The organism is Janthinobacterium sp. 344, assembly GCF_900112025.1.
In the GTDB taxonomy this organism is placed as follows: Bacteria; Pseudomonadota; Gammaproteobacteria; order Burkholderiales; family Burkholderiaceae_D; genus Janthinobacterium.
Genome location: NZ_FOKL01000006.1, coordinates 212,496 through 231,153 on the forward strand (window position 1 = coordinate 212,496; position 18,658 = coordinate 231,153).

At 64.5% G+C, this 18,658-nt stretch carries 19 protein-coding genes; 10 read left to right on the top strand and 9 right to left on the bottom strand.

Annotated elements, in window-relative coordinates:
• The 6 genes from BM193_RS17465 to BM193_RS17490 form a co-directional block, all read right to left on the bottom strand.
• Entirely contained in the window at positions 1–828 is an 828-nt protein-coding gene (locus BM193_RS17465; RefSeq protein ID WP_092798827.1) for a Rossmann-like and DUF2520 domain-containing protein, read from the bottom strand.
• Between the two features lie 9 nt (positions 829–837).
• Positions 838–1,419 carry a DUF924 family protein gene (locus BM193_RS17470; protein WP_175533329.1) on the bottom strand — a complete coding sequence of 194 codons (582 nt, stop codon included), beginning with the start codon at positions 1,417–1,419 and terminating at the stop codon, positions 838–840.
• 35 nt (positions 1,420–1,454) lie between these two features.
• A complete protein-coding gene (locus BM193_RS17475; protein ID WP_092798829.1) occupies positions 1,455–2,195 on the bottom strand; it encodes an MgtC/SapB family protein in 741 nt (246 codons plus the stop codon).
• Complete coding sequence (locus BM193_RS17480) at positions 2,196–2,444, bottom strand: hypothetical protein (protein ID WP_034752831.1); 249 nt, start codon at positions 2,442–2,444, stop codon at positions 2,196–2,198.
• Complete coding sequence (locus BM193_RS17485) at positions 2,444–4,255, bottom strand: aminopeptidase P family protein (RefSeq protein ID WP_092798831.1); 1,812 nt, start codon at positions 4,253–4,255, stop codon at positions 2,444–2,446. The genes BM193_RS17480 and BM193_RS17485 overlap by 1 nt, the downstream gene beginning before the upstream one ends.
• 83 nt (positions 4,256–4,338) lie before the next feature.
• Complete coding sequence (locus tag BM193_RS17490; protein WP_092798833.1) at positions 4,339–5,037, bottom strand: Crp/Fnr family transcriptional regulator; 699 nt, start codon at positions 5,035–5,037, stop codon at positions 4,339–4,341.
• Positions 5,038–5,217: 180 nt separating this feature from the next.
• On the opposite strand from BM193_RS17490, the gene BM193_RS17495 reads away from it, so the two are divergent.
• From BM193_RS17495 to BM193_RS17530, 8 genes are all read left to right on the top strand, one after another.
• Positions 5,218–7,149 carry an AMP-binding protein gene (locus BM193_RS17495; RefSeq protein WP_092798835.1) on the top strand — a complete coding sequence of 644 codons (1,932 nt, stop codon included), beginning with the start codon at positions 5,218–5,220 and terminating at the stop codon, positions 7,147–7,149.
• 14 nt (positions 7,150–7,163) lie between these two features.
• Entirely contained in the window at positions 7,164–7,979 is an 816-nt protein-coding gene (locus BM193_RS17500) for an ABC transporter ATP-binding protein (protein WP_254786301.1), read from the top strand.
• Positions 7,980–7,999: 20 nt separating this feature from the next.
• A complete protein-coding gene (locus BM193_RS17505; RefSeq protein ID WP_175533342.1) occupies positions 8,000–8,896 on the top strand; it encodes a branched-chain amino acid ABC transporter permease in 897 nt (298 codons plus the stop codon).
• Between the two features lie 112 nt (positions 8,897–9,008).
• Complete coding sequence (locus tag BM193_RS17510) at positions 9,009–10,067, top strand: branched-chain amino acid ABC transporter permease (protein WP_092798841.1); 1,059 nt, start codon at positions 9,009–9,011, stop codon at positions 10,065–10,067.
• A 65-nt stretch (positions 10,068–10,132) separates the two neighbouring features.
• A complete protein-coding gene (locus BM193_RS17515; RefSeq protein WP_092798843.1) occupies positions 10,133–11,452 on the top strand; it encodes an ABC transporter substrate-binding protein in 1,320 nt (439 codons plus the stop codon).
• A 63-nt stretch (positions 11,453–11,515) separates the two neighbouring features.
• A complete protein-coding gene (locus BM193_RS17520) occupies positions 11,516–12,361 on the top strand; it encodes an ABC transporter ATP-binding protein (protein WP_092798845.1) in 846 nt (281 codons plus the stop codon).
• Between the two features lie 90 nt (positions 12,362–12,451).
• Positions 12,452–13,708 (top strand): phenylacetate--CoA ligase family protein, encoded by a 1,257-nt coding sequence (locus BM193_RS17525; RefSeq protein ID WP_092798847.1) that lies wholly within the window; start codon positions 12,452–12,454, stop codon positions 13,706–13,708.
• Positions 13,709–13,771: 63 nt separating this feature from the next.
• Positions 13,772–14,353 carry a hypoxanthine-guanine phosphoribosyltransferase gene (locus BM193_RS17530; protein WP_092798849.1) on the top strand — a complete coding sequence of 194 codons (582 nt, stop codon included), beginning with the start codon at positions 13,772–13,774 and terminating at the stop codon, positions 14,351–14,353.
• A 36-nt stretch (positions 14,354–14,389) separates the two neighbouring features.
• On the opposite strand, the gene BM193_RS17535 is transcribed toward BM193_RS17530, so the two are convergent.
• The 3 genes from BM193_RS17535 to BM193_RS17545 all read right to left on the bottom strand — a co-directional run bounded on the left by BM193_RS17535 (position 14,390) and on the right by BM193_RS17545 (position 16,603).
• Positions 14,390–15,343: an NAD(P)H-dependent flavin oxidoreductase gene (locus BM193_RS17535; protein ID WP_092799199.1), complete on the bottom strand. Its 954-nt coding sequence runs from the start codon at positions 15,341–15,343 to the stop codon at positions 14,390–14,392.
• Between the two features lie 100 nt (positions 15,344–15,443).
• Positions 15,444–16,367 (bottom strand): MBL fold metallo-hydrolase, encoded by a 924-nt coding sequence (locus BM193_RS17540; protein WP_092798851.1) that lies wholly within the window; start codon positions 16,365–16,367, stop codon positions 15,444–15,446.
• Positions 16,368–16,375: 8 nt separating this feature from the next.
• Entirely contained in the window at positions 16,376–16,603 is a 228-nt protein-coding gene (locus BM193_RS17545; protein ID WP_353056191.1) for a DUF1289 domain-containing protein, read from the bottom strand.
• 278 nt (positions 16,604–16,881) lie between these two features.
• Between BM193_RS17545 and BM193_RS17550 the strand changes: the two genes are divergently transcribed.
• Complete coding sequence (locus tag BM193_RS17550; RefSeq protein WP_034752801.1) at positions 16,882–17,295, top strand: CopG family transcriptional regulator; 414 nt, start codon at positions 16,882–16,884, stop codon at positions 17,293–17,295.
• A gap of 54 nt (positions 17,296–17,349) precedes the next feature.
• Positions 17,350–18,633, top strand: coding sequence for an extracellular catalytic domain type 1 short-chain-length polyhydroxyalkanoate depolymerase (locus BM193_RS17555; protein ID WP_254786302.1), 1,284 nt, complete (start codon positions 17,350–17,352; stop codon positions 18,631–18,633).
• Positions 18,634–18,658: the final 25 nt, after the last annotated feature.

Consider the following 18,658-nt stretch of genomic DNA (forward strand, 5'->3'; position numbering starts at 1 on the left):
TCACCGCTGCGACTTGCGCCTGGCCAGGTCCTGGGTGGGCGCCACCAGGGCCCGGTACAACTCGCCCGTGGCGGCGTCCCACTGCTGCACCGCCTGCTGCTGGCGCTGCACGGTGGCCGAGTCGCCGCGCGCGATGGGGCCGGACAGCGCCGGCGCCGCGCCCAGGCGGAACACGTTCGCCACCGCTTCCGTCACCAGCGGCTGCGCCAGTTCGCGCGCCACCGGCTCGGCAATGCCGGCCGCCTGGTAGGCGCGCAGGGCCGCATCGAGCACCGTCACCAGGTAGTTGCTGGCGAAGACGGCGGCCGCGTGATACAGGGTCTTGGCGGCCGGGTCGATGGGCACGGGACGCGCGCCGATGGCGATCAGGGCCGGCGTGAGGAAAGCCAGCGCCAGCGCATCGCCCTCGACGCCGCAAAAGGTGCCGTCAAACGTGGCCGCCACCTGCGCCGGGTCGGCAAAGCTGCGGATCGGGTGCGCGCTGGCCACCGAGGCGCCCGCCTGCGTGGCGGCCAGCAGCACGTTCGACGCCAGGGCGCCGCTGCAATGGAACACGATGGCGCCCGCCTGGCGCCCCTCGGCCACCAGCGCCGCGCAGGCGGGGCCGATCTGGTCGTCGGAGACGGCCAGCAGGGTGACGTCGGCGTGGCGCAAGGCCGCATAGCGGTCGACGGGCGTGCCGGTGCCGATGAAGGCCACGGCCGCTTGCGCCGACGCCATCGAACGCGTCAGCACGTCCTGCACCGCGATGCCCTCGGCCTGCGCAAACAGCCGGCCCAGCACCTTGCCCACGTGGCCGGCGCCGATGATATTCAATGTCACGTTCATGATGATTGTCTAAAAACTCGATCCCGGCTGGCGCAAAAATGCCACTTCTTGCGGCGTGGAAGGGCGACCGAGGATAGCGTTACGGTGCGGGAAGCGGCCAAAGCGGGCAATGACTTCCTGGTGGCGCTGCGCATAATCGAGCATGCTCTCGAACCCGGGCTGCGCCTGCGACAGCAGCTGGAACAGTTCGACGGCGCGCGCCTGCATGGCCAGGTCTTCCGCGTGTTCGAACGGCAGGTAGGCAAAAGCGCGCAACATGGGCGGCAGCTGCTGGTCAAGACCTTGTTCGGTCAAGGATTGTGCCAGCGCCAGCGCCTGGGCATCGCCGGCAAACGCGCGCGGCGTGCCGCGGTGGACATTGCGCGTCAACTGGTCGAGCACGATGAGGCGCGCCAGCGCGCCGTGCGGCGTGGCTTCCCACGCGCGCAAGCCGCCGGCAAGGGCGTCATCGATCAGCGCGCCAAAGCGTTCGGCGATGCGCGCATCGAAGGCCTCATCCTTGCGGAACCATTCCGCACGCGACTGGCCATAGCCGGGGTTATCCGGCGGCAAAAACCAGAAATCGAGTACTGCCTGCGCCTGTGCATCCATGTTTATCCTTGTCAGCGTGCTGCCTGGTGTCCAGGCTAGTTGCGGGCATGCGACAGCTGGAAGCCGGCGATGCCGTCGAAGGCGGCCAGTTCGGCCGACATGGCCGACAGGCTGGCGCCCGTGTTCTTGCCATGCGCGATGGCGACGAAACGCCATTCCTGCATGCCATCCGAGCTGCCGATGGTCAGCGAGCCGCCGGCGATGTCGTAGCCGCGCTTGGCCGCCATGCGCCGCAGCGCATCTTCGCGGGGAAGGAAACCCTGCCGGAAGCGCATGGTGATGGCCACCGCGTGGCGCGACGGCAGCCAGTTCTCCAATTTTGACAGAAAAATCATCGCCATCGCGCACAGGAAGGCCAGGCCCATGGCCGACAGATAAAAGCCGATGCCCACCATGATGCCGATCACGGACGAAGCCCAGATCGAGGCGGCCGTCGTCAGGCCGCTGATATTGAAACCTTCGCGCATGATGACGCCGGCGCCGAGGAAACCCACGCCCGTGACGATGCCCTGCACGATGCGCGTGGGATCGCCGCCGACCACGGCGCCATGGCCGCCGTACCAGAACTCGGGATAGCCGCCCAGCACCGTCAGCGCGGCCGAGGCCATGCACACCAGGCTGTAGGTGCGCATGCCCGCCGCGCGCCCGTGGTACGAGCGCTCGTAGCCGACCAATAGCCCCAGCAGCAGCGCGCCCAGCATGTTCAGCAGGATCACGCCATTCGTCGCCAGCTCGGCCGGCGACCAGTAGGCGCGCAGGAAGTCGATGGTCGGCATCTAGGGCTTTTTCGTCAGCTGCTTTTCAAACGCCACATCGAGCTTGCTGACGCGGCGCGCCTTTTGCGGCCCCAGGCCATTGACGAAGGCCACAAAGGCGTCCAGTTCCAGCGGCGGGCACAGCGGCGGCAAGCCGGGGCCCTCGGTGAGGAAGAACAGCTCGTCGCCCGTGCGCGCCATCGTGTACAGGCGGTTGCCGGTGCGTTCCTTGAGCCGCTCGATGGCGGAGGTGGCGCGGGTCGAGCGCATCAGATGGCTCCCGTGCGCTGTTCCAGCCACGCCAGCGCGTCGCCGGAGAGCAGCGGCGCCAGGCGCGCGCGCACGGTGGCGTGGTAGTCGTTCAGCCAGGCCGCCTCGTCGTCGCGCAATAGCGTGCGTTCCACGCAGCGCGTGTCGATCGGGCACAGGGTCAATGTCTCGAAGCGTAAAAATTCACCAAACTGCGTCGTCTGCGCCGGCACGTTCAGCACCAGGTTCTCGATGCGGATGCCCCATTGTCCCGGGCGGTAGATGCCCGGCTCGACGGAAGTGATCATGCCTATCTCCATGGCCGTCTGCGGTTCCGGCATGGCGGACTGCGAAATCGACTGGGGACCTTCGTGGACGTTGAGGAAGAAGCCCACGCCGTGGCCCGTGCCGTGGCCGAAGTCGATGCCCTCGGCCCATAGCGGCGCGCGCGCAATCGAGTCCAGCATGGGCGACTTCACGCCGCGCGGGAACTGCGCGCGCGACAGGGCGATCATGCTGCGCAAGACCAGGGTGAAGTCGCGCCGGTGCGCCGCCGTGATCGTGCCGACGGGGACCACGCGCGTGATGTCCGTGGTGCCGCCCAGGTACTGGCCGCCCGAGTCGATCAGCAGCAAGCCGTCGCCCTCGATGGTGGCGGCCGAATCCGCATGCGCGTGGTAATGCATGATGGCGCCATGCGCATTGAAGCCGGCGATGGTGCCGAAACTGGGGCTGACAAAGCCGCTGCGGCGCGCGCGCGCCGCCGTCAGGTGCTCGTCGACGCCGATTTCCGTCAGCGGTGCGCGCTGCGGGTCGGCCAGGGTGGCGTCCAGCCAGCTGAAGAATTCGCACAGGGCCGCGCCATCCTGCTCCATGGCGGCGCGCACGTGCGCCGCTTCGCTGTCCGTCTTGCGCGACTTGGCAAACGTGGTGGGATTGATGGCTTCCACCACGCGCACGCCGTCGGCCACGGCCTGGCGCGTGCCAAAGGTGATGCGGCGCGGGTCGAGCAGCAGGGTGGCGCCGGCCGGCAAGGCGGCCAGCGCGGCGGCCGCGCGGTCATACGCGGCCACGTCCACGCCCTGTTCTTCCAGGGTGGCGCGCAGGGCCGCCGGCACTTTGCCGTCGGCGACGAATAAAGTGGCACGCTCGGGCCCCACCAGCGCATGCGCGAGGAAAACGGGGTTGTAGTGCACGTCGGCGCCGCGCAGGTTGAACAGGTAGGCGATATCGTCGAGCGTGGAAATGACGTGGTGGCTGGCGCCGTGCGCCGCCATGCCGGCGCGCAGGGCCGCCAGTTTCTCACTGCGCGACAGGGATGGATACGCGGCCGCATGCTCGACCACGGGCGCCGCCGGCATGGCCGGGCGTTCGGGCCAGACGGCGTGCAGCACGTCGAGGTCCGTGCGCAGTGTCACGTGCGCGCCCAGCGCCTGTTGCAACAGGCGCGCATTGGCCAGGCCCAGCACGGCGCCGTCGACGGCCACCGTCTGCCCCGGCTGCATGGTCTCGCCCAGCCAGTCGATATACAGCACGCTGGCGCCGGACGGGATTTTCTTCAGGACGATGCCGCTGCCCGCCAGCTCCGTTTCCGCCTGCTCCCAGTAGCGGCCATCGGTCCATACGCCGGCAAAATCCTGCGTGACGACCAGGGTGCCGACGGAACCCGTGAAGCCGGACAGCCACTCGCGGCCCTGCCAGCGCGGCGGCAGGTATTCGGACAGGTGCGGGTCGGCCGAAGGCACGATCAGCGCATCGATCCGCTGCGCGCGCATGGCGGCGCGCAGCTCGGTCAAACGGGAGGCGGGGTTACTCTGAGCGGATGTCTGCATGGCGGCGAAAAGGAGCGGTGCTGGGAAGCGCCTATGATACCGCGATTAGCCAGGCGCTTGCAGGGCGTTCCGGCAACGCGGCCTCATTCGGCATCATCGGCCTCGTAGCGGCGCAAGCCATCGAGATCGAGCACGCGGATGCCGCCGTAATCGAGGCGCAACAAACCCTTTTTTTCCAGCACCTGCAAGGCCTGGTTGGCGCGCTGGCGCGAAGAGCCGGACAGCAGGCCGATCTCCTCCTGCGACAGCTGCACCAGCGTATCGACGCCCGGGTATAAATGTGAGTTGAACATCGACGCCAGGCAGCGCGCCACGCGCGTGTTCAGGTCCAGCAGGCGCTCGTTTTCCACCATGCCGATGAACTGGCCCAGGCGCTCGTTGAGCTGCATCAGCAGGAAGCGCGTAAACGGCAGGCTCGTCTCCAGCAGCCAATGAAAGGTGGTGCCGGGCAGGCGCGCCACGCGCGTGTCGCGCAGGGCCATGGTGTCGTATTTGCGGATCTCGTTCTTCAGCAGCGACCCTTCGCCGAACCAGCTGCCGGGCGGCACGCCGATGAAGGTCATGGCCTTGCCGGAGGCGGAAAAATTATTCATTTTCACCATGCCGCTGATGACGCCGATCCAGTTGTCCACCGGTTCGCCCTTGCGGCAGACAAAACCGCCTTTCGGCACGAAGGTTTCAAACACATCCGCCTCGACCCGCGCCAGTTGAGCGGGGTCGAGCAGCTGCGCCCAGTGGGCCGCGCGCACGGCATCCTTGAGGCTGATATCAGGGTTCGTCATTGTGCGATGCACCATCGAAAAGTGGGTAAATGTCCCCGAAAAGACAACTCGGCAAACTAACGCAAGCTACTATCATTGCACAAACGTGTGACACATAAAAAACACAGAGCGCCATCCAACGAGGTGGGGCCTGAGACAAGCAACAGGGAGACACTGGTGCAAACGCATACCACAGCAGCAATGCCGACTTTTCCGCGGCGCTTATTGCAACACGGGACAGCACGATCCGACAAGCCCGCCTTTCGCGAAAAATATCTGGGCATCTGGCAGACCTGGACCTGGCGCGAGGTCAACGACGAAGTGCGCGCGCTGGCCTGCGGCCTGGCCGCCATCGGCTTCCAGCGCGGCATGAACCTGGCCATCATCGGCGACAACCGCCCCCGCCTGTACTGGGCCATGCTGGCCGCGCAAAGCCTGGGCGGCGTGCCCGTGCCGCTGTACCAGGACGCGCCGGCCGCCGACATGGCCTACGTGCTGCAGGATGCGCAGATCCGCTACGCCATCGTCGAAGACCAGGAGCAGGTCGACAAGCTGCTCGAACTGAAAAGCCTCTACCCGCACGTGGCCCACATCGCCTATGACGACGAGCGGGGCATGCGCCACTACCGCCAGCCGGAGCTGCTGTCCTTCGCCGCGCTACAGGCGCTGGGCAGAACCTACGACCGCGAACATCCGGGCTTCTTCGACGCCGCCGTGGCAGCGGGCCAGGGCAGCGACTCGGCCGTCATCCTGTACACCTCGGGCACCACGGGCAAGCCGAAGGGCGTGTGCCAGAGCCACACGGCGCTGTTGGCCGCAGGCGAAGGCTGCGTCGCCTTCGACAAGCTCACCGACAATGAAGACATCCTCTCCTACCTGCCGATGGCGTGGGTGGGCGACTGCCTGTTCTCGCTGGCGCAGGCCATGGTCGCGGGCTTCACCGTCAACTGCCCCGAGTCGGGCGACACGGTGATGATCGACATGCGCGAAATCGGCCCCACTTGCTACTTCGCGCCGCCGCGCGTGTTCGAAAACATGCTCACCAGCGTGATGATACGCATGGAAGACGCGAGCAGCATCAAGCGCCGCATGTTCAGCCATTTCATGGACGTGGCCAAGCGCTGCGGCGCGCAGATTTTGGATGGCAAGCCAGTCTCGCTGGCGGACCGCCTCAGCTACAAGCTGGGCGATCTCCTCGTGTATGGCCCCCTGAAAAACGTGCTGGGACTGACGCGCGTGCGCGTCGCTTATACCGCCGGCGCGGCCATCGGTCCCGACCTGTTCCGCTTCTACCGCTCCATCGGCGTCAACCTCAAGCAGCTGTACGGCTCCACCGAAACCTGCGCCTATGTCTGCCTGCAGCCAGACGGCAATATCAAGTTCGACAGCGTAGGCTTGCCCGCGCCGGGCGTGGAAGTCAAGCTGGCGCACAACGGCGAAGTGCTGGTCAAGTCGCCCGCCACCATGAGCGGCTACTTCCAGCGTCCGGACGCCACCGCCGAAGTGATCGACAGCGACGGCTACTTCCATACGGGCGACGCGGGCGTGTTCGATGGCGAAGGCCATTTGAAAATCATCGACCGCGCGGCCGACGTGGGCAAGATGAACTGCGGCGCCATGTTCGCGCCCAACTACATCGAAAACAAGCTCAAGTTCTTCCCCTTCATCAAGGAGGTGGTGGCCTTTGGCCATGCGCGCGACCAGGTCTGCGCCTTCATCAATATCGACATCGAAGCCGTGGGCAACTGGTCCGAGCGGCGCGGTATCGCCTACTCCGGCTATACGGACCTGGCGGCGCGCGCCGAAACCTATGGCTTGATCCGCGACTGCATCGAGCAGGTCAACGCGGAACTGGCGGCCGATCCGCTGATGGACCGCACGCAGGTGCACCGCTTCCTCGTGCTGCACAAGGAACTCGACCCGGACGACGATGAACTGACGCGCACGCGCAAGGTGCGGCGCAAGTTCATCGCCGAAAAATACGCGGTGCTGATCTCTGCCCTGTACGACGGCAAGGCAACGCAGTACATCGAGACGCAGGTGAAATTCGAGGATGGCCGCCTTGGCTCGACCAGCGCCGACCTGCAGATCTGGGACAGCAAAACATACCGGCCACAGGGCCTGGCCGCATGATGGAGCACAGCACGATGCAAATGAACGAACCTGACACCCATTTCGGCACGGCGCGCAAGACCGGCCCCGTGATCCTCGACCTGAAGAACATCTCGCTGTCGTTCGGCGGCGTGAAGGCGCTGACCGACATCTCGTTCGACGTGAAACAGCATGAAATCCGCGCCATCATCGGCCCGAACGGCGCCGGCAAAAGCTCGATGCTCAACGTGATCAATGGCGTGTACCGCCCGCAGCAGGGCGAGATCATCTACCGTGGCGAACACCGGCGCGGCATGGATTGCTACCAGGCCGCCAAGTCCGGCATCGCCCGCACTTTCCAGAACATCGCCCTGTTCAAGGGCATGACGGTGCTGGACAACATCATGACGGGGCGCAATCTCAAAATGAAGTCGAATTTCCTGCTGCAGGCCCTGTACTGGGGCCCGGCGCGGCGCGAGGAAATCGAGCACCGCAAGAAGGCCGAGGAAATCATCGACTTCCTGGAAATCCAGGCCATCCGCAAGACGCCCGTGGGCCGCCTGCCCTACGGCTTGCAAAAGCGCGTGGAACTGGGCCGCGCGCTGGTCGCCGAACCGGAGATTTTGCTGCTGGACGAACCGATGGCCGGCATGAACGTGGAAGAAAAACAGGACATGTGCCGCTTCATCCTCGACGTCAACGACCAGCTGGGCACGACCATCGTGCTGATCGAGCACGACATGGGCGTGGTGATGGATATCTCCGACCGCGTGGTGGTGCTCGACTACGGCAAGAAGATCGGCGACGGCACGCCCGACGAGGTGCGCAGCAACCAGGATGTCATCAACGCCTACCTTGGCACGAGCCATTAATTCCCGGGACCCGTATGAATATCAATTTTTTCTTTGAAGTGCTGATCGGCGGCCTGCTGTCGGGCGTCATGTACGCGCTGGTGGCCATCGGTTTTGTATTGATCTACAAGGCCTCGGGCGTGTTCAACTTCGCGCAGGGCGCGATGGTGTTCTTCGCCGCCCTCACCTGCGTCGGTTTCATGGACAAGTTCGGCCTGTCGCTGTGGCTGGCCATCCCGCTGACGATGGTGACGATGATCGTATTGGGCATGGCGATCGAAAGGGTGGTCTTGCGCCCGCTCGTCAACCAGCCGGAAATCACGCTCTTCATGGCCACCATCGGCCTGACCTTCTTCATCGAGGGCCTGGCGCAGCTGATGTGGGGCTCGCAGGTGCACAAGCTGGACCTGCCCATCGAAGACGTGCCGATGCCCTTCCTGATGGACCATTTCAATATCATCGTCTCGCAGTTCGACGTGGTGGCGGCCGGCATCTGCGCCCTGCTGGTGATTTGCCTGGCCCTGCTGTTCTCGAAGACCAAGGTGGGGCGCGCCCTGCGCGCCGTCGCCGACGACCACCAGGCGGCGCTGGCCGTGGGCATTCCGCTGCAGCGCATCTGGGCCGTCGTGTGGGGCGTGGCGGGCCTGGTGGCCATGGTGGCGGGCTTGCTGTGGGGCGCGCGCAACGGCGTGCAGTTCGCCCTCACCTTCATCGCCTTGAAGGCCTTGCCGGTGCTGATCCTCGGCGGCTTTACCTCCGTGCCGGGCGCCATCGTCGGCGGCCTGATCATCGGCGCGTCGGAAAAGCTGGCCGAAGTCTACCTGGGCCCCATGGTGGGGGGCGGCATCGAAGGCTGGTTCCCTTACGTGCTGGCCCTGCTGTTCCTGCTGGTGCGCCCGGAAGGCCTGTTCGGCGAAAAAATCATCCGGCGTATTTGATCTCGCATGATCTTTTTACCTCAAATGCAAACCCCGGGGGCGGACCCTGAGGGTCCGACCCCAGTATTTACGCCGTTGGGTTGCAGCCCGACAGCCAGCAAAGGACACACCCATGATCTACCGTGAAGCAGGACAATTCAAGACCAGCTACCAGGCGGACAACCAGATCTTCCCGATCCGGCAAGACCGCCTGGCCTTGACGGCGACATTGATCGCCGCCGTTTTCATCCTGCCGTATTTCGCCTCGCCGTACATGCTCTCGGCGATCCTGATTCCCTTCCTGATCTTCGCCCTGGCGGCATTGGGACTGAACATCCTGACGGGCTACGCGGGCCAGCTGTCGCTGGGCACGGCCGCCTTCATGGCCGTGGGCGCGTTTGCCTCGTATAACTTCATGGCGCGCCTGCCTGGCTTGCCGCTGCTGCTGTCATTCATCCTCGGCGGCCTGTGCGCGGCCATGGTGGGCATCGCCTTCGGCCTGCCGTCCCTGCGCATCCGCGGCTTTTACCTGGCCGCCTCCACCCTGGCGACGCAGTTCTTCGTCGTCTGGTGCCTGACCAAGATCCCGTACCTGACCAACTACAGTTCCTCGGGCGTGATCACGGTGCAGAAGATGACCATCCTCGGCTACCAGTTCGACACGCCGCAAAGCAAATACCTGCTGGTGCTGGCCATCGTCGCCGGCATGGCGCTGATGGCGAAAAACATGATCCGCTCGAACGTGGGCCGTTCGTGGATGGCCGTGCGCGACATGGACATGGCGGCCGAAGTCATCGGCTTCAGATTGATGCGCACCAAGCTGCTGGCGTTTGCCGTCAGCTCGTTCTACTGCGGCGTGGCCGGCGCCCTGTATGCATACGCCTACCTGGGCACGGTGGAGCCGGAAGCGTACAACCTGGACCTGTCCTTCCGCATCCTGTTCATGATCATCATCGGCGGCGTCGGTTCGATTCTCGGTTCCTTCCTCGGCGCGGCCTTCATCGTGCTGCTGCCCGTCTTCCTGAACACCATCGCGCACGGCCTGGCACTGCCCACCAGTGTGGCGTCGAACCTGGAACTGATGGTCTTCGGCGCGCTGATCATCTTCTTCCTGATCGTCGAGCCGCACGGCCTGGCCAGGCTGTGGCAGATCGCGAAAGAAAAACTGCGCCTGTGGCCTTTCCCGCACTAGGAATTTGTACCTTGCAGTCTGATGTCGGTTGACTTGAAATCAAATAAAACAAGAGGAGACACACAATGAAACACATCAAATCGCTCATGCTGGCCGCCGCCATCGCCAGTGCCGCACTCACCATGGCCGGCAGCGCCCAGGCGCAGGACAAGGAACAGTACATCGCCCTGCCCTCCTACCGCGTGGGGCCGTATGCGGCCGGCGGTTCCGGCTTCTACGGCGGCATCATCGACTACTTCAACCTGGTCAACCAGGCCGGCGGCGTGAACGGCGTCAAAATCAGCTGGGAAGAATGCGAGACGGAATACAACCCGTCGCGCGGCGTCGAGTGCTATGAGCGCCTGAAAACCAAGCAGGGCGGCGCCACCCTGGTGGAAACCCTGTCCACGGGCGTCGCCTACGGCATCCTCGACCGCGTGGCGCAGGACAAGATCCCCATGACCATGATCGGCTACGGCCGCTCGGACGCGGCCAACGGCAAGGTCTTCCCTTACGTGTATCCGCTGATCTCCAGCTACTGGAGCCAGGCCGCCGCCATGATCAAGTATTTGGGCGACAAGGATGGCGGCATGGACAAGCTGAAAGGGAAAAAAATCGTCCACCTGTACCACGATTCGGCCTTCGGCAAGGAGCCGCTGCCCGTGCTCGAAGCGCTGTCGAAACAGTACGGCTTCGAGCTGGTGAAAATTCCCGTCGCGCCGCCCGGCAGCGAACAGCAGTCGCAATGGCTGCAGATCCGCCAGGCCAAGCCGGACCACGTGATCCTGTGGGGCTGGGGCGTGATGAATTCCGTCGCCATCAAGACGGCGCAGCGCAACGGCTTCCCGCGCGACAAGATGCTGGGCGTCTGGTGGGCCGGTTCCGAGGAGGACACGATCCCGTCGGGCGACGCGGCCAAGGGCTACACGGCGATGACCTTCAATACGCCGGGCAACTACCCGGTACTGGACGACATCCGCAAGAAACTCTACGCGTCCGGCAAGGGCAACCTGGCCGACCAGTCGCGCATCGGTTCCGTGTACCACATGCGCGGCGTAACGGCGGGCATCCTGTGGGTGGAGGCGATCCGTACGGCGCAGGAAAAATTCGGCAAGGGCAAGCCGATCACGGGCGAGCAGATGCGCTGGGGCCTGGAAAACCTGAACGTCGACGATGCGCGCCAAAAAGCCGTGGGCGCGCTGGGCATGTTCCCCACCGTGAAAACCAGCTGCGACGACCATGAAGGCTCGGGCGCCGTCAAAGTGCAGCAATGGGATGGCAAGAAGTGGACCGCCATCACGCCGAAGTGGATCGTCGGCGACAAGGCCCTGGTGCGTAAGCTCGTCGAGGAATCCTCGAACAAGTACGCGGAAGAGAAGAAGATCACGCCGGCGTGCATGAAGTAAGCCACTGGAACCGGATCGGTGCCGACGCGCCGGTCCCGTGTTTAACATTTTAAAGAAGCAGCCATGACCTACACTGCCACGCAAGCCCCGATCCTGGCGGAAACGCCGCCGCCCTACCTGTCGGTGAACAATATCGAAGTCATTTACGACCACGTGATCCTGGTCCTGAAGGGCGTGTCGCTGCAAGTCCCGCAAGGCAAGATCGTGGCGCTGCTGGGCGCGAACGGCGCCGGCAAGTCGACCACCCTGAAAACCATCTCGACCCTGCTGCGCGGCGAGCGCGGCGACGTCACCAAGGGCGAAGTCCAGTTCAAGGGCGAACGCGTGGACCAGCTGACGCCGAATGAACTGGTCAAGCGGGGCCTGTCGCAGGTGATGGAAGGTCGCCACTGTTTCGGCCACCTGACCATCGAGGAAAATCTCTTGACGGGCGCCTACACGCGCAGCCTGTCGCGCGGCGACCTGAAGGACGCGCTGGAGAAGGTGTATCACTATTTCCCGCGCCTCAAAACGCGGCGCGCCAGCCAGGCCGGCTATACCTCGGGCGGCGAGCAGCAGATGTGCGCCATCGGCCGCGCGCTGATGGCCAAGCCGTCGATGATTTTGCTGGACGAACCGTCGATGGGCATCGCGCCGCAGATCGTCGAAGAGATCTTCGGCATCGTCAAGGACTTGAACCACAAGGAAAACGTGTCTTTCCTGCTGGCCGAGCAGAACACCAACGTGGCCCTGCGCTACGCCGATTTCGGCTACATCCTGGAAAACGGCCGGGTCGTGATGGAAGGGCAAGCCCAGGATCTGGCCAGCAACGAAGACGTCAAGGAGTTTTACCTGGGCGTGTCCAGCGCCGGGCGCAAGAGCTTCCGCGACATGAAGTTCTACCGCCGCCGCAAGCGCTGGCTGGCCTGATCCATCAAAACCCCTGGCGGCAACGCGCCCGGCGGTCCTGATGGCCGGGCGTGCGAATCAATATGCACTGACAATTGGAGAATGACTGACATGAACGATACGCTCGACAGTCTGGAAACGCGCGCCCCCGATGCACGCGAACGCGAATTGATGGCCGGCCTGCCGCAGCTGATCGCGCGCGCGCAACAGGCGCCGGGCTGGGCCCGCATCCTGGACGGCATCGATGCGGCCGGCATCACCAGCCGCGCCGCGCTGGCGCAGCTGCCCGTCACGCGCAAGTCCGACCTCAAGCAATTGCAGCACGCGCAACTGCCATTCGGCGGCCTGAATACGACACCGAAAAATGCCCTGTCGCGCGTCTTCGTTTCGCCCGGGCCCATCTTCGATCCGGAAGGCCGCGGCGCCGACTGGTGGCGCTTCGCGCGGCCCATGTATGCGGCCGGCGTGCGCGCCGGCGGCCTGCTGCAGAACTGTTTTTCGTATCACTTCACGCCCGCCGCCTTCATGGTCGAAGGGGGGGCCGCGCGCATCGGCTGCACCGTCATCCCGGCCGGCATCGGCCAGACGGAAATGCAGGTGCAGGCAATGATGGATCTGAAGCCGGACACCTACATCGGCACGCCATCCTTCTTAAAACTGATCATCGAGAAGGCGCGCGAAATGGGCGCCGACATCAGCAGCGTCACCAAGGCCGTGATGGGCGCCGAAGCCTTGCCCGAATCCCTGCGCAGCTGGTTTGCCGCGAACGGCGTGCCGCACGTGTTCCAGACCTATGCCTCGGCCGACATCGGCAGCATCGCCTATGAAACGGCGAGCAATGGCAAGCTCAATCCGGGCATGGTCATCGACGAGAACGTGCTGCTGGAAATCGTCCACCCGGGCAGCGGCACGCCCGTGGCGCCGGGCGAAGTGGGCGAAGTGGTCGTCACCGTCTTCAATGCCGACTACCCGCTGATCCGCTTCGCCACGGGCGATCTGTCGGCCGTGCTGACAGACGCGCCAGCCTCGCCATGCGGCCGCACGAATACGCGCATCCGGGGCTGGATGGGGCGCGCCGACCAGACCACCAAGGTGCGCGCCATGTTCGTGCATCCATCGCAGGTGCATGAAATCACGCGCCGCCACCCGCAAATCAAAAAAGCGCGGCTGGTGGTGTCCGGGCGCATGGCCAACGACGAGATGACTTTGCATTGCGAAGTCGACAATCCCCATGACGCCAGCGGCACGGAAGCCATCATCGGCTCGATCCGCGAGCTGACCAAGCTGCGGGGCGACGTGCTGCTGGTGGCCGTGGGTAGCCTGGCGCAGGATGGAAAAATCATCGACGACATGCGCGATTACAAATAAGGCCGATTTGCGGGATAATACCCGCATTCATCATCAGCCCCATTCATCGCCATGCAAGAGTCCATGCAAGAATTTCATCACAACCGTGCCCGTGACCTGATCAAGAACGCGGAGCTGCTGTTCGACCAAGATGCCGTGCAGGCGTCGATCACGCGCATGGCCGATGTGCTCAACACGCGCTTCAACGCCGAGGATTCGAAAGAATTCCCGCTGGTGCTGGGCGTGATGGGCGGCGCCGTCGTGTTTACCGGCAACCTGCTGCCGCAACTGAGCTTTCCGCTCGAGTTCGACTACATCCACGTCAGCCGCTACGGCGACGATGACAAGGGTGGCGAAGTGGTGTGGAAAGTCATCCCCCGCTCGAACGTTTCGGGGCGTACCGTGATCGTGCTCGACGACATTCTCGACGAAGGCGAAACCCTGGCGCACGTCAAGCAGCGCTTGCTGGACATGGGCGCCTCCGAAGTGATCCTGGCCGTGTTTGCCGACAAGGCCATCGGCAAGAAGAAACCTGTACAAGCCGATATCGTCGGCCTGGTGATCCCGAACCGCTTCGTCGTCGGCTTCGGCATGGACGCCTATGGCTACTGGCGCAACCTGCCCGGCCTGTGGGCCATCAAGCCCGAGGACCTGAAGCAGGAGTGATAACGACATGCCGGGGCCAGACCCCGGCATTTACGTTTACAGCTTCAGGCGCGCGCGCGCCGCCTCGTATTCGGCCTTCAGGCGCGCCACCATCTCTGCCACGCTCGGCACGTCGTCCATCAAGCCCACGCCCTGGCCCGCGCCCCAGATATCGCGCCAGGCCTTGGCGCTGCCCGAGCCGAAGTTCATCGAACTCTTGTCCGCTTCGGGCAAGGCTTCCGGATCGAGTCCGGCCGCTTCGATCGATTTTTTCAGGTAATTGCCGTGCACGCCCGTAAACAGGTTGGTGTAGACGATGTCCGCCGCGCTGGAATCGACGATGGCGTCGCGGTAGCCGTCGCTGACATTCGATTCCTTGGTCGCCAGCCAGCGCGAGCCGATGTAGGCGAAATCGGCGCCCATGGCTTGCGCGGCCAGCACGGCGTCGCCCGTGGCGATGGAGCCGGACAGCGCCAGCGGGCCGTCGAAGAACTTGCGCACCTCGCCCACCAGCGCGAATGGCGACAGGGTGCCCGCATGGCCGCCGGCGCCCGTGGCCACCAGGATCAGGCCATCGACGCCCGCTTCCAGCGCCTTTTTCGCGTGGCGGATCGAGATCACGTCATGCAGCACGATGCCGCCATAGCTGTGGATGGCGTCGAGCATTTCCTTGGGCGGCGCGCGTAGCGAGGAAATGATGATGGGAATCTGGTGTTTCACGCACACGGCCACGTCGTGCGCCAGGCGGTCGTTCGACTGGTGCACGATCTGGTTGACGGCGATCGGTCCCACTTTTTTATCGGGATTGGCGGCCTGGAAGGCGGCCAGTTCAGCCTGCAGTTCGGTGAGCCAGGTATCGAGCAATTCAGCGGGACGCGCGTTCAAGGCGGGGAAGGAACCGACGATGCCGGCCTTGCACTGCGCCGCGACGAGGGCCGGGCCGCTGGCGATGAACATCGGCGACGCGATAACGGGTAAGGAAAGGTTTTGCAACGCTACAGGCAATGCCATGGCGGACTCGCTGAAAAGTTGATCGGACGTGAGAAACACACTGAACGTTGATTATAGTGCAGAAAAAGTACGATCGTGCTGAATTTAATCGGGCGCCCCGTCAACCTTCGTTGAGCAAGTACTCACCCTCGACACGCGCCGCTGCGGCCCTCACCAGCTGGGAAATGGCCCACTCGGCCAGCGCCTGCACTTCCTGGCGCAGGAAGCGCCGGTTGGCCTCCTCGAAGACGGGCATGCCGCGCAGCAGGGCGGCCACCTCGGCGATGGCGATGCGCTGGCGTTCCAGCAGCAGGAACTTCAGCAGCACTTTCACGGCGTTCTGCGCATTGCGCACGGGGTCCGAGGCCAGGTAGTCGAGGCGGGACCAGGCGCGCTGCAGGGCGCCGGCGGCATCCTGGAACGGCCGCCCGTGGCCGGGAATGACGACGCGCACGTCCAGGCTGGCGATCAGGTCCAGCGTGGCGCGCGCCTCGGGAAAGCCGGAACCGCCATCGAGTTCGGGGAAGATCACGCCAAAGCCGTTTTCCCACAGCGCGTCGGCGGAGATCAGGATGCCCTCGCCGGCACAATAAAAGATCAGCGAATGGGGGTCGTGACCGGGCGCGCCCAGCGCCTGCCAGGCCAGGTCGCCCAAGGTCAGCATGTCGCCGGGCGAGACGGTGGCGTCAAAGCCGAAGCGCGGACATTGCTGGCCCGTGGCCTGGAAGCTGAGGGCGCCGGTATCCCAGGCGCGCACCTTCTCCGCCTCCGTCACGGGGATGGCCGTGCGGCAGCCGTATTCGGCTTGCAGCAGGGCGTTGCCGCCGCAGTGGTCGGAATGCAGATGGGTGTTGAACAGGCGGTCCAGCGGCCGGCCGGCCAGGCTGTGGCGCAGCAGCGCCAGGGTTTGCGGCGCGTGCGTGACGTAGCCGCTGTCGATCAGGGCCGTGTCGTCCCGGCCCTGGAACAGGATGTTATTCGACGACAGCCAGCCACGTTCGAATACTTGTACCGCATCGGGGAACAGCGCTGGCGATCGCGGCATGGGCTTCCTCAGTAATCGGGTTCGAAATCGAGCAGCGATTCCCGCCCCGGCAACTCGGCCCACACGGCGCGCTTGAAGTCGTCGTCGGCCTTGCTCCAGGCGATGATCTCGTCGAGCGTGCGCAGGCAGCCTTCGCACAAGCCGCTGTTGCGGTTCATCTTGCACAGGCTGACGCACGGCGACGGCACCGGTGACGGCAAGGGGAGGGGAACGGCTGGCGGAGTATCGACCATCATGGAGCGGCATCGGTGAATGTACAAGCTGCATTATGCCGCGAATCGACGCCGGCGAGGCGGCGGCATCGCCGTGCAATGTTTCCAGTGCTATATTTTTTAGCGAAAAACATGCTCAAAAAATCATCTGTCGCACAGTTATTTTATGCCGCCTTGTCACTCTGCGGGCACGCGTCCTACAGCCTTGTCAGGCCAATTCCTGCTTGACTTGATGTGTTTCAGAACTATACTACCATCCATGCAGATGGCAATTGGATGCCACAGGGAGTTTTTGGAGACATATGGCCAAGCAAGATAGCAAGCCCAAAATTGGGGAATCGGAAAAAATCACGATCAATCTGGGCTTGATCGACCTGGGGCAGATCGATCTGCTGGTCCAGGAAGGATTTTATTCGAACCGCACGGATCTGATCCGTACGGCGATACGCAACCAGCTGGGTACCCACGCCGACGTGGTGAAACAGACCGTCGCCCGGAAAAGCCTGGTATTGGGCATGCAGCATTATTCGCGCGCCGACCTGGAAGCGATCCAGGCAGCCGGCCAGCGCCTGCAGATCCAGGTGCTGGGACTGGCCAGCATCGCCAGCGACGTCTCCGTGGAACTGGCACTGGCCACCATCGAGTCAATTTTCGTATTAGGTGCCCTGCACGCCAGCACCGTCGTCAAGACGGCGCTCGCAGGGCGAATTCACTAGCGCACCGGTTTGCGGCGATGACCCGGCCGATGCGCGGCACCGTTAAGGATCGTCATGAAACTAGCTCAAGACATGTTGGCGCAGATGCGCGCCGCAACCCGCAATCTGATGGGCAGCGGTCCCGCCGCCGCCACCGAAGCCATCCAGCAGGCGCTGTCCGCCGCCGGCCTGACGCCGCAGACAGCGGCCACGCAGCAGCAGCAGCAGCAGCCGATGCGCGACATTAATCCCCCGCCGGCGCCGCCGTCCGCTGGCGCACAGGCCCGCGCCGCACAGCCGCCGCCCGCAGCCGCACAGGAAGCGCCAGCCGCACCCTCGACGCCCGCGCAGGCGGCGCAGGAATTCGCGCAGGATTTCATGGCGCGCCTGGGCGTGCCCGCCGGCCTGGGGCAGCACAGCTTCGACATGCCCAGTTTCGAGATGCCGAATTTTCATCCGCCCGGCTTCAATACGCCAGCCACCACGCCGGCCGAGGTGCCGGCCGGTGCGCAATTCATCGACGGCGTGTACCGCAACCATGCGGGCACGCGCGCCTATAAACTGTATATCCCCAGCAGCTACCATGGCCAGGCCATGCCGCTGATCGTCATGCTGCACGGCTGCACGCAGAACCCCGACGATTTCGCCGCCGGCACGCAGATGAACGCGCTGGCCGAGGAGAAGGAATGCTTTGTCGTCTACCCGGCGCAGACGCAGGGCGCCAACAGTTCGCGCTGCTGGAACTGGTTCAATGCGCTCGACCAGCAGCGCGACCAGGGCGAGCCATCGCTGATCGCCGGCATCGCCCAGCAAGTCATCGATGAGTACCCGGTGAATGAACGCGAAGTGTTTGTCGCCGGCCTGTCGGCGGGCGGCGCCATGGCCGTCATCGTCGGCACCCTGTATCCGGAACTGTTTGCCGCCGTGGGCGTGCATTCGGGCTTGCCCTTCGCCTCGGCGCAGGACTTGCCGTCGGCGCTGGCCGCCATGAAGGGCGGCGCCATGCCCAATCCGAAACGCCAGGCGCCAGCGGGCGGCGTGCCCATCATCGTCTTCCACGGCGACCGCGACAACACCGTCAACCTGCGCAACGGCGATGAGCTGATCGCCCAGGGCGTGCGCAGCCAGGCGGGCGGCAAGGCCGCCAAGGCCGCGTCCATCGATGGCAGCGTGCCGAATGGCCACCGCTACACGCGCACCACGCACAGCCAGGCCGACGGTTCGCCGCTGGGAGAATACTGGGTCATCCACGGCGCCGGCCATGCGTGGTCGGGCGGCAGCAACAACGGCAGCTATACGGACGGCAAAGGGCCGGACGCCAGCCGCGAGATGCTGCGCTTCTTCAAGACCGTCAGCTGACCACTTTTTTCGCTTGCGGCTCGCT

Excerpts from the sequence above, each read along its gene's own strand:
- BM193_RS17495 (WP_092798835.1), top strand. The coding sequence starts at position 5,218 with ATGCCGACTTTTCCGCGGCGCTTATTGCAACACGGGACAGCACGATCC.
- BM193_RS17485 (WP_092798831.1), bottom strand. The coding sequence starts at position 4,255 with ATGCAGACATCCGCTCAGAGTAACCCCGCCTCCCGTTTGACCGAGCTG.
- BM193_RS17470 (WP_175533329.1), bottom strand. The coding sequence starts at position 1,419 with ATGGATGCACAGGCGCAGGCAGTACTCGATTTCTGGTTTTTGCCGCCG.
- BM193_RS17525 (WP_092798847.1), top strand. The coding sequence starts at position 12,452 with ATGAACGATACGCTCGACAGTCTGGAAACGCGCGCCCCCGATGCACGC.
- BM193_RS17520 (WP_092798845.1), top strand. The coding sequence starts at position 11,516 with ATGACCTACACTGCCACGCAAGCCCCGATCCTGGCGGAAACGCCGCCG.
- BM193_RS17465 (WP_092798827.1), bottom strand. The coding sequence starts at position 828 with ATGAACGTGACATTGAATATCATCGGCGCCGGCCACGTGGGCAAGGTG.
- BM193_RS17500 (WP_254786301.1), top strand. The coding sequence starts at position 7,164 with ATGCAAATGAACGAACCTGACACCCATTTCGGCACGGCGCGCAAGACC.
- BM193_RS17475 (WP_092798829.1), bottom strand. The coding sequence starts at position 2,195 with ATGCCGACCATCGACTTCCTGCGCGCCTACTGGTCGCCGGCCGAGCTG.
- BM193_RS17535 (WP_092799199.1), bottom strand. The coding sequence starts at position 15,343 with ATGGCATTGCCTGTAGCGTTGCAAAACCTTTCCTTACCCGTTATCGCG.
- BM193_RS17530 (WP_092798849.1), top strand. The coding sequence starts at position 13,772 with ATGCAAGAATTTCATCACAACCGTGCCCGTGACCTGATCAAGAACGCG.
- BM193_RS17515 (WP_092798843.1), top strand. The coding sequence starts at position 10,133 with ATGAAACACATCAAATCGCTCATGCTGGCCGCCGCCATCGCCAGTGCC.
- BM193_RS17510 (WP_092798841.1), top strand. The coding sequence starts at position 9,009 with ATGATCTACCGTGAAGCAGGACAATTCAAGACCAGCTACCAGGCGGAC.
- BM193_RS17550 (WP_034752801.1), top strand. The coding sequence starts at position 16,882 with ATGGCCAAGCAAGATAGCAAGCCCAAAATTGGGGAATCGGAAAAAATC.
- BM193_RS17490 (WP_092798833.1), bottom strand. The coding sequence starts at position 5,037 with ATGACGAACCCTGATATCAGCCTCAAGGATGCCGTGCGCGCGGCCCAC.
- BM193_RS17545 (WP_353056191.1), bottom strand. The coding sequence starts at position 16,603 with ATGATGGTCGATACTCCGCCAGCCGTTCCCCTCCCCTTGCCGTCACCG.
- BM193_RS17480 (WP_034752831.1), bottom strand. The coding sequence starts at position 2,444 with ATGCGCTCGACCCGCGCCACCTCCGCCATCGAGCGGCTCAAGGAACGC.
- BM193_RS17555 (WP_254786302.1), top strand. The coding sequence starts at position 17,350 with ATGAAACTAGCTCAAGACATGTTGGCGCAGATGCGCGCCGCAACCCGC.
- BM193_RS17540 (WP_092798851.1), bottom strand. The coding sequence starts at position 16,367 with ATGCCGCGATCGCCAGCGCTGTTCCCCGATGCGGTACAAGTATTCGAA.